Source organism: Streptomyces spinoverrucosus (assembly GCF_015712165.1).
Lineage (GTDB): Bacteria > Actinomycetota > Actinomycetes > Streptomycetales > Streptomycetaceae > Streptomyces > Streptomyces spinoverrucosus_A.
This window is the reverse complement of sequence record NZ_JADPZX010000001.1, coordinates 986,052-1,001,520: the sequence shown is the minus strand read 5'-3', so window position 1 is coordinate 1,001,520 and position 15,469 is coordinate 986,052. Positions and strand designations below refer to the sequence as shown.

At 70.0% G+C, this 15,469-nt stretch carries 11 protein-coding genes and 1 tRNA gene; 8 read left to right on the top strand and 4 right to left on the bottom strand.

What is annotated here, in order from left to right; all coding sequences use genetic code 11:
- Positions 1 to 2 precede the first annotated feature (2 nt).
- Positions 3 to 1,685, bottom strand: a complete 1,683-nt coding sequence (locus I2W78_RS04615) for a thiamine pyrophosphate-binding protein (RefSeq protein WP_196457191.1) — start codon at positions 1,683 to 1,685, stop codon at positions 3 to 5.
- Positions 1,686 to 1,861: 176 nt separating this feature from the next.
- On the opposite strand from I2W78_RS04615, the gene sucC reads away from it, so the two are divergent.
- From sucC to I2W78_RS04595, 4 genes are all read left to right on the top strand, one after another.
- Positions 1,862 to 2,992 carry an ADP-forming succinate--CoA ligase subunit beta gene (sucC, locus tag I2W78_RS04610; protein WP_196457190.1) on the top strand — a complete coding sequence of 377 codons (1,131 nt, stop codon included), beginning with the start codon at positions 1,862 to 1,864 and terminating at the stop codon, positions 2,990 to 2,992.
- A 10-nt stretch (positions 2,993 to 3,002) separates the two neighbouring features.
- On the top strand, positions 3,003 to 3,887 hold the full coding sequence (gene sucD, locus I2W78_RS04605) for a succinate--CoA ligase subunit alpha (RefSeq protein ID WP_196457189.1): 885 nt from the start codon (positions 3,003 to 3,005) through the stop codon (positions 3,885 to 3,887).
- A gap of 176 nt (positions 3,888 to 4,063) precedes the next feature.
- Positions 4,064 to 5,605 carry an aldehyde dehydrogenase family protein gene (locus tag I2W78_RS04600; protein ID WP_196457188.1) on the top strand — a complete coding sequence of 514 codons (1,542 nt, stop codon included), beginning with the start codon at positions 4,064 to 4,066 and terminating at the stop codon, positions 5,603 to 5,605.
- A gap of 168 nt (positions 5,606 to 5,773) precedes the next feature.
- A tRNA-Leu gene (locus I2W78_RS04595) sits at positions 5,774 to 5,858 on the top strand.
- A 210-nt stretch (positions 5,859 to 6,068) separates the two neighbouring features.
- Here the strand turns inward: I2W78_RS04595 and I2W78_RS04590 are convergent.
- On the bottom strand, positions 6,069 to 7,721 hold the full coding sequence (locus I2W78_RS04590; RefSeq protein ID WP_196457187.1) for a phosphodiester glycosidase family protein: 1,653 nt from the start codon (positions 7,719 to 7,721) through the stop codon (positions 6,069 to 6,071).
- A gap of 452 nt (positions 7,722 to 8,173) precedes the next feature.
- A complete protein-coding gene (locus I2W78_RS04585; protein ID WP_196457186.1) occupies positions 8,174 to 9,244 on the bottom strand; it encodes a glycerophosphodiester phosphodiesterase family protein in 1,071 nt (356 codons plus the stop codon).
- A 218-nt stretch (positions 9,245 to 9,462) separates the two neighbouring features.
- On the opposite strand from I2W78_RS04585, the gene I2W78_RS04580 reads away from it, so the two are divergent.
- The gene (locus I2W78_RS04580) at positions 9,463 to 10,188 is read left to right on the top strand and encodes a nucleotidyltransferase domain-containing protein (RefSeq protein WP_196457185.1); all 726 of its coding nucleotides are present in this window, start codon (positions 9,463 to 9,465) and stop codon (positions 10,186 to 10,188) included.
- 54 nt (positions 10,189 to 10,242) lie between these two features.
- Here I2W78_RS04580 and I2W78_RS04575 read toward each other — a convergent pair whose 3' ends face one another.
- The gene (locus I2W78_RS04575; RefSeq protein ID WP_196457183.1) at positions 10,243 to 12,054 is read right to left on the bottom strand and encodes a coagulation factor 5/8 type domain-containing protein; all 1,812 of its coding nucleotides are present in this window, start codon (positions 12,052 to 12,054) and stop codon (positions 10,243 to 10,245) included.
- Between the two features lie 246 nt (positions 12,055 to 12,300).
- Here I2W78_RS04575 and I2W78_RS04570 point away from each other — a divergent pair, with 246 nt between their 5' ends.
- From I2W78_RS04570 to I2W78_RS04560, 3 genes are read left to right on the top strand one after another with little or no spacing between them, the layout of a single operon-like run.
- Positions 12,301 to 13,620, top strand: coding sequence for an ABC transporter substrate-binding protein (locus I2W78_RS04570; RefSeq protein WP_196457181.1), 1,320 nt, complete (start codon positions 12,301 to 12,303; stop codon positions 13,618 to 13,620).
- Between the two features lie 5 nt (positions 13,621 to 13,625).
- The gene (locus I2W78_RS04565) at positions 13,626 to 14,612 is read left to right on the top strand and encodes a carbohydrate ABC transporter permease (RefSeq protein WP_196457179.1); all 987 of its coding nucleotides are present in this window, start codon (positions 13,626 to 13,628) and stop codon (positions 14,610 to 14,612) included.
- A gap of 11 nt (positions 14,613 to 14,623) precedes the next feature.
- Entirely contained in the window at positions 14,624 to 15,463 is an 840-nt protein-coding gene (locus I2W78_RS04560; RefSeq protein WP_196464412.1) for a carbohydrate ABC transporter permease, read from the top strand.
- Positions 15,464 to 15,469: the final 6 nt, after the last annotated feature.

Below are 15,469 nucleotides of genomic sequence, written 5' to 3'. Positions count from 1 at the left end.
CCTCACTTGTACATGGTCTGGTTCATGGTTCCGGGGGCGTACGCGTCCGGGTCGACCCAGACGTTGATCAGCGACGGCTTGCCCGACTCGCGGGCGCGCCGCAGCGCCGGGCCGATGTCGGCGGGGTCACGGACCTCCTCGCCGTAACCGCCCAGCATCTGCGCGAACTTGTCGTAGTGGACGTCGCCGAGGGTGTTGCCGACCCGCTCGCGTTCCTTGCCGTACTTGGCGGCCTGGCCGTAGCGGATCTGGTTCATGGAGGAGTTGTTGCCGACGATGCCGACGAAGGGGAGGTTGTAGCGGACGAGGGTTTCGAAGTCCCAGCCGGTGAGCGAGAACGCGCCGTCGCCGAAGAGCGCGACGACCTCCTTGTCCGGGCGCGCCTGCTTGGCCGCGAGCACGAACGGCACCCCGACGCCGAGCGTGCCCAGCGGGCCCGGGTCCATCCAGTGACCCGGTGACTTGGGCTGCACGACCTGACCGGAGAAGGTGACGATGTCGCCGCCGTCGCCGATGTAGATCGAGTCCTCGGTGAGGAAGTCGTTGATCTCGCTGACCAGCCGGTACGGGTGGATCGGTGAGGCGTCCGAGCGCAGTTGCGGCAGTCGCTTCTCCAGCGCGGTCTGCTCGGCGGCGCGCAGCTCGTCGAGCCACTCCTTGCGCTTCGACGCGCCCCCGTTGACGCGCCCGGAGGCGGCCTCGGTCACCGACTTCAGCACGAGTCCCGCGTCGCCGACGATGCCGAGGTCGATGTCGCGGTTCTTGCCGACGGTGCGGTAGTCGAGGTCGATCTGCACGACGGTCGCGTTGGCCGACAGCCGCTTGCCGTAGCCCATGCGGAAGTCGAAGGGCGTGCCGACGATGACGATGACGTCGGCGTTGGAGAAGGCGTAGCGCCGCGACAGCTGGAAGTGGTGCGGGTCGCCGGGCGCGAGGGTGCCGCGGCCGGCGCCGTTCATGTACGCCGGGATGTTCAGTGTGCGGACCAGTTCGATGGCCGCCTCGGTGCCGCGGGTCGTCCACACCTGGCTGCCCAGCAGGATCGCGGGCTTCTCGGCGTGCACGAGCAGGTCGGCGAGCTTCTCGATCGCCTCGGGGTCGCCGGCCGAGCGGGTCGAGGCGCGGTAGGCGCCGGGCTTCGGCACGCGCGCCTTGTCGACCGGCACCTTGGCGTCGAGGACGTCGCGCGGGATCTCCAGGAAGGAGGGGCCGGGCGCGCCGTGGTAGCACTCGCGGAACGCCATCGACACCATGTCCGCCGCGCGTGCCGTGTCCGGCACGGCCGCCGCGAACTTGGTGATCGGCGTCATCATGTCGACGTGCGGCAGGTCCTGCAGGGACCCCATCTTGTGCTGGGTGAGTGCCCCCTGACCGCCGATCAGCAGCATCGGGGACTCCGCGCGGAAGGCGTTGGCGACGCCGGTGACGGCGTCGGTCGTCCCCGGGCCCGCGGTGACGACCGCGCAGCCGGGCTTGCCGGTGATCCGCGCGTAACCGTCGGCGGCGTGGGCGGCGACCTGTTCGTGACGGACGTCGACGACTTCGATGCCCTCGTCGACGCAACCGTCGTAGATGTCGATGATGTGGCCGCCGCACAGGGTGTAGATGCGGTCTACCCCCTCGGCCTTGAGGGCCTTGGCGACGAGGTGACCGCCGGAGATGACGTCCTGGGTGTCGTCGGGCATGGCGAAGTCCTGTCCCTTCCTAGGGGGTTGGAACGCTCTCGCAGTACATTGCATACAGTCGACGAATACTGTATGAAGCTTGTTATCCCGCATCCGGTCGGTGGTGTCCAGGGGGCGTGCGGCAGTTTTCGGGAGTCTCGGGGTCGCCCCGGAAGACTCAGTAGTCAGGAGCCGAGATGGACCTGTACGAACACCAGGCAAGGGAACTCTTCGAGGAACACGGCATCTTGGTGCCGAGGGCCGAGGTCACCGACTCGCCCAAGGAGGCGCGTGAGATAGCCCGCCGGCTCGGCGGTCGTGTCGTCGTCAAGGCGCAGGTCAAGACGGGCGGCCGGGGCAAGGCGGGCGGCGTGAAGCTCGCCGCCGACCCGGCCGCCGCCGAGCTGACGGCACGCCAGATCCTCGGCATGGACATCAAGGGCCACACGGTCGGCAAGGTGATGCTGGCGCAACCCGTCGACATAGAGACCGAGTTCTATGTCTCCTATGTCCTCGACCGCGCGGCCGGCGGCTTTCTCGCGATCGCCTCCGCGGAGGGCGGCATGGACATCGAGGAGGTAGCCGCGAGCAGGCCCGAGGCCGTGGCTCGCATCCCCATCGATCCCGCCGAGGGCGTCACCTCGGCGAAGGCGGGCCGGATCGCCGAGGCGGCCGGACTGCCCCCGCAGACGGTCGACGTGCTGGTACGGCTGTGGGAGGTGCTGGTCCGCGAGGACGCCCTGCTCGTCGAGGTCAACCCGCTGGTGCGCACCGCACAGGGGCAGATCCTCGCTCTCGACGGCAAGGTCACCCTGGACGACAACGCCCGCTTCCGGCAGACGCGTTGGGGCGCAGACAGCGCGGAGCACGACGACCCGCTGGAGGCGGTGGCCGCCGCACGCGGCCTCAACTACGTCAAGCTCGACGGCGAGGTCGGCATCATCGGCAACGGCGCCGGACTCGTCATGTCGACGCTCGACGTCGTCGCGGGCTGCGGCGCCCGACCCGCCAACTTCCTCGACATCGGCGGCGGAGCCTCCGCCCAGATCATGGCCGACGGCCTGTCCGTCATCCTCTCCGACCCGGCCGTGAAGTCGGTCTTCGTCAACGTCTTCGGCGGCATCACGGCATGCGACGCGGTCGCCGACGGCATCGTGCAGGCGCTGGACACCGTCCGGCTGACCAAACCCCTGGTCGTCCGGCTCGACGGCAACAACGCCGCACGCGGCCGCGCGATCCTCGACGAACGCGCGCATCCCCTGGTCCAGCAGGCCACCACCATGGACGGCGCCGCCCGCACGGCCGCCGAGCTCGCCAACGCCGCCTAAGGAGACGGACATGGCCATCTACCTCACCAAGGAGAGCAAGGTCCTCGTCCAGGGCATGACCGGCGGCGAGGGCATGAAGCACACCCGGCGCATGCTCGCCGCCGGCACCAACGTCGTCGGCGGCGTCAACCCGCGCAAGGCGGGCCGCACCGTCGACTTCGACGACCGAGCGGTGCCCGTCTTCGGCTCGGTGGGCGACGGCATGGCGGCGACCGGAGCCGACGTGACCGTCGTCTTCGTGCCGCCCGCCTTCGCCAAGCAGGCGGTCGTCGAGGCCGCCGACGCCGGCATCGGCCTCGCCGTCGTCATCACCGAGGGCATCCCGGTCCACGACTCCGTCGCCTTCACGGCGTACGCGAAACAGAAGGGCACCCGGATCATCGGCCCCAACTGTCCCGGCCTGATCACCCCCGGCCAGTCCAACGCGGGCATCATCCCGGCCGACATCGCCAAGCCCGGCCGGATCGGACTGGTGTCGAAGTCCGGCACGCTGACGTACCAACTGATGTACGAGCTCCGCGACATCGGCTTCTCGACCTGCGTCGGCATCGGCGGCGACCCGGTCGTCGGCACCACCCACATCGACTGCCTGGCCGCCTTCCAGGACGACCCCGACACCGAACTGATCGTGCTGATCGGCGAGATCGGCGGCGACGCGGAGGAACGGGCCGCCGCGTACATCCGCGAGCACGTCACCAAGCCGGTCGTCGGCTACATCGCCGGTTTCACCGCCCCCGAGGGCAAGACGATGGGGCACGCCGGCGCCATCGTCTCCGGCTCGTCCGGCACGGCACAGGCGAAGAAGGAAGCACTGGAGGCGGTCGGCGTGCGGGTGGGGAGCACACCGACCGAGACCGCCCGCCTGGTGCCGGCCGCGCTGGAAGCCGGTAAGTGACGTCACTCATAGTCGCCGACCGGTGACTGTCGCGCTTGTTGACGCGTCAGTAGCTTCATTCGTACGACGATTTCGACCGACGATTTCGACGACGCCGCGCACAGCAGTGCGAGCCGTGCGCGGCGTCGGGCCATGCACCTCCCGCCCCGACTGTGCACCGAGAGCGGAGCTCACCAATGGCACCCACCCTCACCCTGAAATCCGGCACCACCTGGGCCGACGCCTGGCAGCGCTGCCTCGCCGTCGCCCCCGAGGCGTTCCGGGACGACCGCGTCCTCAACCACTGGAACGCCACCTGGCAGGCGGACGGCCGTGCCCTCCCCGCCACCACCCCCGTCGACGGCACCCCCATAGCGGGCCCGCCGCGCCTGGACCGCGCCACCGCCCAGCAGGCCGTCCGCGCCTCACTCGACCAGCACCGCGCCTGGCGGCACCTCCCCCTCGACGAACGCCGCGCCCGGGTCGCCGCCACCCTCGACGCGCTCAGCGAGCACCGCGAACTGCTCGCGCTGCTGCTCGTCTGGGAGATCGGCAAGCCGTGGCGGCTCGCACAGGCGGACGTGGACCGCGCCATCGACGGAGTGCGCTGGTACGTCGACGGCATCGACCCGATGCTCGCCGGGCGGGCCCCGCTGGACGGGCCGGTGTCCAACATCGCGAGCTGGAACTACCCGATGAGCGTGCTCGTTCACGCAATGCTGGTACAGGCACTGGCAGGCAACGCGGTCATCGCCAAGACCCCGACCGACGGCGGTGTCGCCTGTCTGACCCTGGCCTGTGCGCTCGCCGCCCGCGAGGGACTGCCCGTCACCCTCGTCAGCGGCAGCGGAGGCGAGCTGTCCGAGGCGCTGGTACGGGCGCCGGAGATCGGCTGCGTCTCCTTCGTCGGCGGCCGCGACACCGGCGCCGCGGTGGCCACGGCCGTCGCCGACCTCGGCAAGCGGCACATCCTCGAACAGGAAGGACTCAACACCTGGGGCATCTGGAACTACTCGGACTGGGACGCGCTCACGGCGGTCGTGCCCAAGCTCTTCGACTACGGCAAACAGCGCTGCACGGCCTACCCGCGCTTCGTCGTCCAGCGCGCGCTGTTCGACGAGTTCCTGTCGGCGTACCTCCCGGCGGTCCGCACGCTCACGGTCGGCCACCCGCTCGCCGTCGAGAAACGCGACGACCCCTACCCGGCGCTGGACTTCGGCCCGTTGATCAACGCCGCCAAGGCCAAGGAGCTCAACGACCAGGTGGCCGAGGCAGTCGACCGCGGCGCCGTCCCGCTGCACCGCGGCAAGCTGAGCGACGCCCGCTTCCTGCCCGGCCAGGACACCTCGGCGTACGTCCAGCCGGTCACGCTGCTCAACCCGCCGCCGTCCTCCCCGCTGCACCACGCGGAACCCTTCGGCCCGGTCGACACCATCGTCCTGGTCGACACCGAGGCCGAGCTGCTCGCCGCGATGAACGCGTCCAACGGCGCGCTCGTCGCCACGCTCTCCACGGACGACCGGGCGACGTACGAACGGCTCGCCCCGCAGATCCGCGCCTTCAAGACCGGCCACGGCACGCCACGCTCCCGCGGCGACCGCGAGGAGCTCTTCGGCGGGTTCGGCGCGTCCTGGCGGGGTGCGTTCGTCGGCGGCGAGCTGCTGGTGCGGGCGGTGACACAGGGCCCGGCGGGGGAGCGGCTGCCGGGGAACTTCCCGGAGTACCACCTGATGCCGTAGGGAGGCCCGGCTTCCGACCGATCGTGCCCAGGAGTAACCCTCTGGGCACGATCGGTCATCTTTCCTTGTGCAGTCAGGGCGGAAACGCAGGTGAAGGGCACTCCGAAACCTTGGTATTGTTGTCTCTGTCGCCGCGCGGAACATCTCCTGCAAGGCGGCAGACACCTCGTCCGGGTGGCGGAATGGCAGACGCGCTAGCTTGAGGTGCTAGTGCCCTTTATCGGGCGTGGGGGTTCAAGTCCCCCCTCGGACACAGATCAGATCATCGACATGGTGGTCGGGAGAGATCCCGACCACCATTTTTGCGTGGCCCAGATGTGTGGGACCCCGCGTCGACATCCCTCACCCTGGCGGAGGCCCGTGTCCTGCCTTCACGCGTGCCGGACTCGGGCCTCCCAGGAGCCGGCGCCACGCGGTCGCGGGGTCAGCGGCTTCACGTACGGGACGTGATTGCGTCTTTCCGCTAGCGGGCCGACTCGGGCAGGACGACGAGCGCGTCGGCGGCCGCACGTTCGCCGGTGGGGTCGCTGGGCAGGCCCTGTGGCGCGTTGCGCACGACCATCGCCGTGGAGCCGCCGCCGTCCAGGTTGAGCGCGTTCACCGCGCCCAGGCTGCGCATGACCGCGGCGGTCTCGGTGATCGACAGCCCGGCGCTGTGGCCGGGGTGGCGGCCGTCGACGGTGAGCAGGACAACGCGCCCGTCCCGGGTGACTCCGGCGGCGGTACGCGGATTTCGGCGCAGGTACCAGCCGTTGTAGATGGCGGCGCGGTCCGCGCCCCGGACGTCCTCGGGGCTCCATCCGTCACGGACCGGGTCGAGGACCGTGGTGCCGTTGCGCAGCAGCAGCGGACCCCCGTTGACGACGGACGTCTTCGCGGTGAGCGGCAGCGGGGTCCCCTTCTCGGCGTCCACCACCGTGCTGCGCACCGACATCCGGGCACCGATCCGGGCGTGGGCCCGCAGCCATTGGGCTCCCGTCCCGGTGCCCTGGAGCACGGTGCCGCGCGCGGGGACGGAACCGCCTCGGCCGGCCCGCAGTGCGGTCACCCGTCCGCCGGCGTCGAGGGTGACCTGGTATCCGGGGCCCTGCGGAGCGGTGGCGCCGAACCTGGCGGTGACGGCCACGAGTTCGTCGGCGTTGCCGCAGGTGTAGTCGTGCGCCGGGTGGGAGAAGGGGGTGGCGTTCCCGGCGCCGCCGCAGTTCACGATCAGGCCGGACTGCCGGTTGAGGCCGGTCACCTCGCGGGTGGCGCCGTCCGCCGCACGGACCGTGATTCTGGTCCTGAGCCGGCGTACCGAGGTGCCCTGCCCGGAGTCGCCGGGCACGACCAGGGCGGGCCGCCCGTTCACGGCCTCCGAGACGAGGGAGCCGCCGATCACCGAGATGCCGGCGGGATCGCCGTCGGTGCCCGCCACCCAGTTGCCGGGAGTCGTGTGAGCGCCACCGGTGACGAAATAGCCGCCGTTGACCGCGGCGAGGGCGCCGGTGCGACGCGCCACCGAGCTCGTCGTCTCGCGGCCCGGCACGATTCCGTCGGTCAGCTCCGACCGCAGACTGCCGCGGAACCGCGCAGGGTCGACGACGAGCACGTCCAGGGACCAGGGACCCGTCGTGGCGTGCCCGTCCTCGCCGCTGTGCTGGACGCTGCCGCCGGCCAGCCCGCGGGCCGCTAGCTCGTTCCTGACCCGGTCGGCGGCGGCCTGGTCGGAGTACCGGCCCACCCGCACCATCCAGCCGAGCGGCCGGTCGCGCGGCCCCCGGGGATCCGGCCCGGCGGTGCGGTCACGCCGCGGCTGGTACCCGGCGGCGCGGACCTTGCCCTCCAGCTCGGCGGCCTCCGTCTCGCTCGTGGCGAGGCCGATCGTGACGGTCCAGAAGTCGTTCGCCGACGGCTGGCCGCGCTCGATCGCGATGTGTGTCACACCCGGAGCGATCTGCCGGGAGGTGCGGGTCTCCGTCAGGATGGCGGGTCCCAGCGGCAGCTTCCCTGCGGCCGCCACGTCGGTCGGCCGCGCGGTCGGCTCGGTCTCCACGCTCGCGGCGATTGTGACGGCGACCACGAAGGCGGTCGTAGCCCCGCCGAACAACCAGCGCCGTGCCGTTCGGAACTGCATGGGGCATGCCCTTTCAGGTGGGAGTCGGCTGCGACTGTGCATGCCACACATGTCGCGAAGCCAACGGCCCACCCGACGCCCATCGGCTAGGGGGTTGCCGTATGCATACGACAGCGCCGCGCGCACGGCTCGTGGGCTCTTCCCCCACCCTCGGGCCCGTGGTCGGCGTCGCGGCGCTGGTCATCGGCCATGATCGGCTGCGGCGACATCATGCCATACGGCGATCAGGAGGCCGCGTCCGGAGCGGGGCAGCCCTCCCCGTGCTCTCACGAGCGCCGACCCCTCAGGTCGTCCCCCAGCCCGATCCGTGCCACGACGGGCAGGCCCCGCAGGGTCCCGTCCGTCGGCGGTGACGATACGCGGCAGCAGGGTGACGGTCTCATCGGGCGGCAGGGTGACCTGGTGCTGACCCTGCCCCGGAGGGGACGGCACGGTGCTCCGCCCCCGGTACGTCAGAGGCGTGGGAAGTACGGCTTCGGCAGTCGCATCCCGCGGTCGGCCATGATCTGGCGGACGCGGTCGGGGTAGTTGGTGATGATGCCGTCGACGCCCATGTCCATCAGCGCCTCCACCGTGGCCGGGTCGTCGCAGGTCCACGGGACGACCTTCAGGCCCCGGGCGTGCGCCTCGTCGATCATCGTGCGGTCCGGGTAGAAGCGGAATCCCGGGTCGCCGATCTTGCCGTTCTGCGGGAAGCCGTAGTTGGGGGAGAGGGCCCTGACGCCGGGGACGGTCGCGGCGGCCTTCACGAAGTCGCCGTCGTAGTCGTCGGCGTCGATGCCGCCGAGCCACGGGGAGGCGCCGGGCTTGCCGACCTGGAGGAAGTCGTAGTTGGTCAGGGCGACCAGCGGCCATCTCGGCGCCAGCTTGTGCATCGCCTTCAGCGCACCCCAGTCGAAGGACTGGACGGTGACCTGGCGCTCCAGGCCCGAGGCGCGGATCTCCTCGAACACCCGGCGCACGAACAGCTCACGCGGCGCGGTCTGCTCGGGCGCGCCCGCCTCGACCTTCGTCTCGATGTTGAGCGTGACCTGCCGGGCCTTGTAACGCTTGACCAGGTTCAGCACGTCGCGGAGCTCGACCATCCGGGCGCCCTCGATCCGCTCCTGCTCGGGGTGCCCCGGAAGCTGCTGATAGCCGCAGTCCATCGTCCTGATCTGCGCCAGCGTCAGGTCCTTGATGTACTTGCCGACGTACGGGTACATCGGGTCGCCCGGCACCACCGGCGCCGTGTCCCGGCACTTCTGCGCGCTGACCTGCCGGTCGTGCGTCACGACGACCTTGCGGTCCTTGGTGACCTGGGTGTCCAGCTCCAGCGTGGACACCCCCAGCCGCAGCGCCTTGCCGAACCCTTCCAGGGTGCTCTCGGTCGTCATACCGAGGCCGCCGCGGTGGGCCTGCAGGTCGAAGCGCGCCTTGTGGGAGAACGCGCCGGGACCGTCCGTCGGTGTCGCGTGGGCGGCCGTCGGGACGGCGAGCACCGGCACCAGGGTCAGGCCGGCGAGGACATGTCTTGCGGACATCGAAACCTCACTCGTTCGTATCGGGACGATCCCAGGACGCTAGTTCGACACCGGGGCGCACCCGAAGACCTGGATGTGATGCGGCTGTGAACGCTGGCGGAACCCGAGGGGCACGCCACCCCGGAAAATGACAGGCCGTCCGCCCGCCGGACGCTGCATCATGACGGTCCGCCGCCCTTCGCACCAACGGGCGCGCGTTCGAACAACGGGGGGCTCCAGTGACCGTCACCAACATCCTGCTGTCCGGCGTCGTCGGCTCGACCGCGTACGGACTCGCCCGCGAGGGCTCCGACGTGGACCGGCTCGGCCTGTTCGCCGCCCCCACCGAAGCCCTGCACGGCCTGCACGGCCCGAAGGAGTCCCACGTCACCACGGCACCCGACCGCACCCTGCACGAGGCGGCGAAGTGGTGCCGCCTCGCCCTCGGCGGCAACCCCACCGTCACGGAACTCGTCTGGCTGCCCGAGGAGTTGTACGAGGTGAGGACGCCCCTAGGCGACGAGCTGATCGGCATCCGCTCGTCCTTCCTCAGCGCCCGCCGGGTCCGCGACGCCTATCTCGGCTACGCCACGCAGCAGTTCCGCAAGCTCGTCGGCCGGGGCGACGGCTCGTTCTCCGCGGACACCCGGCGGCGCACCGCCAAGCACGCCCGCCACCTCAAGCGGCTGTGCACCCAGGGCTACGAGCTGTACACGACAGGTCGGCTGACGATCCGGGTCGACGACCCCGGCAGCTACCACGCCTTCGGCGAACAGGTCGCCGCCGACCCGTCGGCAGCGCTGCCGCTGCTGCGCCACTTCGAGGCGGCCTTCGACGAGACACGCGGCGCGCTGCCCGAACAGCCCGACGAGAGGGCCGCCGAGGCATGGCTGCGGCGGGTCCGGCAGCACTTCTACACACCGGAGGCGGTGCCGGCGGGGTACGCATCGGCGCAGGCCCGGTAGCGTCACCGGCGGCCCCGTCCTCACCGGGGCGGGGCCGCCGTCGTCGTTCACCGCTCAGGGATACGACACGACCGTCGACGGCACCGTCGACGTCCCCGATGTCGGTGCCCCGGTGTCGTTGATGACGTGCGCGTACTGGCCGTTGCCGCCGAGGGAGACGACCAGCAGGTGGTGGAAGCGCACGCCCGGGCGGACGGGGGCGGCGAAGCCGTGGTGCTGCACGATCGTCGGGTCGACGTTGTAGTAGCAGTAGCTGCCCAGGCCCCAGCCCTCGTGCTCGGTGACGTTGTCGCCGACGCGGTAGGCGGCGAAGCCCCGGAGGGGGCCGTTCTGGATGGCGGCCTGGTTCGGGGCGTCGTACGCCTTCTCGTTCTGGAAGAAGATCGTGCGGCCGCGCTGCCCGAACCACTGCACGTCGTACTTGTTGAAGTGCTCCACGAACAGTCCCGTGGCCAGTACGTCGTCGCCGTTGACGACCAGGCCGTAGTCGGCTCGGTTGGTCTCCCAGCCGACGCCCTCGCCGTGGTCGGCGCGCCAGATCCAGGTGTGGTCGATGATCGTGTGCCGGCTGTTGACGACCATGCTGGTGGTGGCCTTGCCGGGGCCCGCGCCGCCGATGCGGATGAAGACGTCCTGGACGGTGGTCGGGTTGGCCGAGTGGTCGCGCGAGGAGCCGTTCGGGCCGATCTCCACCAGGGTGGGGGAGTTGACCGGCCCGGCGTCGACCAGGAAACCGGCCAGACGCACACCGTCGACGTCGGCGACCTTCAGCGCGGTGACGCCGTTGTCCGGGATGATCGTCGCGTAGCCGAGGCCCAGGACGACCGTGTCCGCCCGGTTCACCTGGATGGGCTGGTCGACGTGGTAGATGCCGGGCGTCAGCAACAGGTGCAGGCCTTGCGCGAGCGCCTGGTTGAGGGTGGCCGCGGAGACGCCCGGCTTGGCGACGTAGAACTGGGTCAGCGGGAGCGAGGTGCCGCGCGGCGTGCCGTTGCCCCACGTCACGCCGCGGGCGTTGGTGCGCTTCTCCGGCAGGAAGACGCGGTACTCGCTGCCGCTCAGGTACAAAAACGGCTTCTCTCGGGAGATCGGTGTGGTGTCGAGGGTGGTGTACGGCGGGTTCGGGAAGCTCTGGGCGGGGGCACCCTCGACGCCGGAGAACACCATGTTCCACACGGCGTTGAGCCAGCTGCCGACCGCGCTGTCGCGGGTGTACCACTGCTGCTGGGAGTACGGGCCGACCTGGCCGTCGACGCGGCTGTCGGCGATGTAGCCGCCGCTCGCCCAGCCGTAGCCGGTGGGGGCGAGGTTGAGCCCGCCGCGCACGTGTATCCGGCGGAACGGGGCAGCCTGGGACACCGCCCAGCGGTTGGTGCCGTTCACCGGCACGAGGGCGAGGTTCTCCGCCGAGCGCCAGAAGTTCTGCGTGGCGTTGCCGTTGAACCAGCCGGCGTCGACCGTGACATCGCCGTTGATCGTCGTGTCGTCGGGGGACAGGCCGAGGCCCGCGATGGAGGTGTAGAAGCCGAGCTGGGCGTTGAGGCCGTGGTAGGTGCCGGGCTTGAACAGCAGGGCGTAGCGGCCGGTGCCGAACTGGGCGGACTCCTGCTGCCGGAAGACCTCGTCGAGTCTGGCCTGGATGCCGGGGGTGGAGGGGTCGAAGACGAGGACGTTCGGGCCGAGGTCGCCGCCGCCGGGGAGGGCGCGGGGGGACTTGCGGGTGGTGCCGTGTGCCGGGGCGGTGGCGGACGCGGAGGTGGCGAGGCCGGCCAGCACGGGGGCGGCGGCAGCGGCGCCGAGTACCGACCTGCGGGCGACTCCGGAGCGTCCTGAACGGCCGGGCGATGCATGCGCGTTGGATGGCATGGGGCGGCTCTCCTGGTTCAGGAAGTGAACGGTGGGCGTACGGGGAGCGCTCTCTCGCCGGTGAATGCTTCAACTGTCCGAACTTGCCCGTCAAGGGGCGCGACAGAGTTCGACAAGTGGTGTTCAAACCCTTGACGTACCTCACGCGCGAGGTTTAACTCACGTCCTAAATTAAGACATGAGGGCCTTCGCCGGTCCTTGGCCGGTCCTTCCCTCGAGGCCTCCCCTGAAGGGACACCAGGAGCCATGCGCAGCACCCGAGCCGCGGCCACAGGCGCCGTCATTTTGTCACTCGCCCTTGCGGCCACGGCCTGCGGAGGCGGTTCGGCGACGGGCGGCGGCGGGTCCAACGACTCGCCGAAGACGCTCACTTACTGGGCCTCCAACCAGGGCGCCAGCATCGAGGCCGACAAGAAGGTCCTCCAGCCCGAGCTCGACAAGTTCGAGCAGCAGACCGGGATCAAGGTGGAGCTGGAGGTCGTCCCCTGGTCGGACCTGCTGAACCGGATCCTGACGGCCACCACCTCCGGGCAGGGCCCCGACGTCCTGAACATAGGCAACACCTGGAGCGCCTCGCTCCAGTCGACGGGCGCGCTGCTGCCGTGGGACGAGAAGAACTTCGAGAAGATCGGCGGCCGGGACCGCTTCGTCGAATCGGCGCTGGGCTCGACGGGCGTCCAGGGCCAGGACCCGGCGGCCGTACCGCTGTACTCGATGGCGTACGCCCTCTACTACAACAAGAAGATCTTCGCCGAAGCCGGCGTCTCCGAACCTCCCGCCACGTGGGACGAGTTGGTCGCCGCCGGAGAGAAGATCAAGGCCGACGGCAAGCAGGTGCTGGGCGCCGAGGGCGCCAACGTCGCCGAGAACATCCACCACGTCTACGTCTTCGCCAAGCAGCACGGCGCCGACTTCTTCACCGCCGACGGCAAGCCCGACTTCACCTCCGACGGCGCGGTCGAGGCGGTCAAGCAGTACGTCGACCTGATGGCGAAGGACGAGGTCATCCCGCCGGGCAACGCCGAGTACGCGCAGAACCAGTCCGTCAGCGACTTCGCCAAGGGCCGTACCGCGATGCTGCTGTGGCAGTCGGCGTCCGCCAACCTCAAATCCCAGGGCATGAGCGAGGACGACTACGGCATCGCGCCCGTGCCCGTCCAGTCCGGCACCCCGGGCAGCGGCAAGCAGGTCAACTCGATGGTCGCCGGGATCAACCTGGCCGTCTTCAAGAACACCGACAACCTCGACGGCGCCACCGAGTTCGTCAAGTTCATGACCAGCGACGAGGAACAGAAGATGCTCAACAAGGCCTACAGCTCCATCCCGCCGGTCGAGGCCGCCCAGTCCGACCCCGCGTTCGACACCCCGGCCAACGCGGTCCTCAAGGACACCCTCGCGCAGAGCGCCGTAGCGCTGCCGCAGGTCCCGGACGAGTCGCAGTTCGAGACGGCGGTCGGTACGGCCGTGAAGGACCTGTTCGCCGAGGCGGCCGCCGGACGCCCGGTCACCACACAGTCGGTGAAGGCGGCGCTGGAGAAGGCCCAGCAGCAGATGCCGGCGAAGTGAGCCCGATGACGACGACCACCGCACCGCCCAAGGCCGTGCGCAGAACATCCCCCGGGGCGGCGGACGGCCACTCCCGCCGCCCCGGGCGGATCCGCCGCATCGGACTTCCCTACCTGCTCCTCCTGCCCGCCCTGCTCCTCGAACTCCTGGTCCACCTGCTGCCGATGGTGATCGGCATCGCGATGAGCTTCAAGGAGCTCACGCAGTTCTACATCCGCGACTGGACCACGGCCCCCTGGTCCGGCCTCGCCAACTACACGATGGCGGTGGACTTCAACGCCCCCGTCGGCAGGGCCCTGCTCCACTCCTTCCTCGTCACCTGCGCGTTCACCGTGCTGTCGGTCGGCCTGTGCTGGCTGATCGGCACGGCGGCGGCGGTGTACATGCAGGACACCTTCCGGGGTCGTGGCCTGCTGCGGGCGCTGTTCCTCGTCCCGTACGCCCTGCCGGTGTACGCGGCCGTCATCACCTGGGTGTTCATGTTCCAGCACGACAACGGCCTGGTGAACCACGTCCTGCACGAGCAGCTCGGCCTCACCGACAAGCCGTCCTTCTGGCTGATCGGCGACAACAGTTTCTACGCGCTGCTGACCGTGTCGGTCTGGAAGGGCTGGCCGTTCGCCTTCCTCATCGTCATGGCCGGACTGCAGAACATCCCCAGGGAGCTGTACGAGGCCGCCGCGCTCGACGGCGCCGGCCTGTGGCAGCAGCTGCGCCGCATCACCCTGCCGTCGCTGCGGCCGGTCAACCAGGTGCTGGTCCTGGTCCTGTTCCTGTGGACCTTCAACGACTTCAACACGCCGTACGTCCTGTTCGGCCAGGGCGCTCCCGAGGCCGCCGACCTCATCTCCGTGCACATCTACCAGGCGTCCTTCGTGACCTGGAACTTCGGCACCGGCTCGGCGATGTCCGTCCTGCTGCTGCTCTTCCTGCTGGTCGTGACGGGCGGATACCTGCTGCTCACCTCGCGCGGACGGAAGGGTGCCGCATGACCAGGTCCCCGATGGCCCCGCCGCGTTCCTTCCTGTGGTCCCGGCGGATCTTCCTCACCCTGCTCACCGGGTTCGTGCTGGTGCCGGTGTACGTGATGATCTCCAGCTCGCTGAAGCCGCTGGCGGACGTCACGGGCGAGTTCCACTGGCTGCCGAGCGAGCTGACGATCCGCCCGTACATCGACATCTGGTCGACGGTCCCGCTGGCGAAGTACTTCGTCAACTCCCTCGTCGTCGCGGGCGCGGCGACGATCTGCTCGGTGGTGATCGCGGTCTTCTCCGCCTACGCCGTCAGCCGCTACGACTTCCGTGGCAAGCGCGTCTTCACGGTCACCGTGCTGTCGACGCAGATGTTCCCCGGCATCCTCTTCCTCCTCCCGCTGTTCCTCCTCTACGTCAACATCGGCAACGCCACCGGGATCGCCCTGTTCGGCTCGCGCGGCGGCCTGATCCTGACGTATCTGACCTTCTCGCTGCCGTTCTCGATCTGGATGCTGATCGGCTACTTCGAGTCGGTGCCACGGGATCTGGACGAGGCGGCGCTGGTGGACGGCTGCGGTCCGCTCGGCGCACTGTTCCGCGTCGTCGTACCGGCCGCGATCCCCGGGATCGTCGCGGTCGCCGTCTACGCCTTCATGACGGCTTGGGGTGAAGTGCTGTTCGCCTCCGTGATGACCAACGACACCACCCGCACCCTCGCCGTCGGCCTCCAGGGCTACTCCACGCTCAACGACGTGTACTGGAACCAGATCATGGCCGCCTCGCTGGTCGTCAGCGTGCCCGTGGTCGCCGGCTTCCTGCTCCTGCAGCGCTATCTCGTCACCGGACTGACGGCGGGTGCCGTCAAGTGACCGACA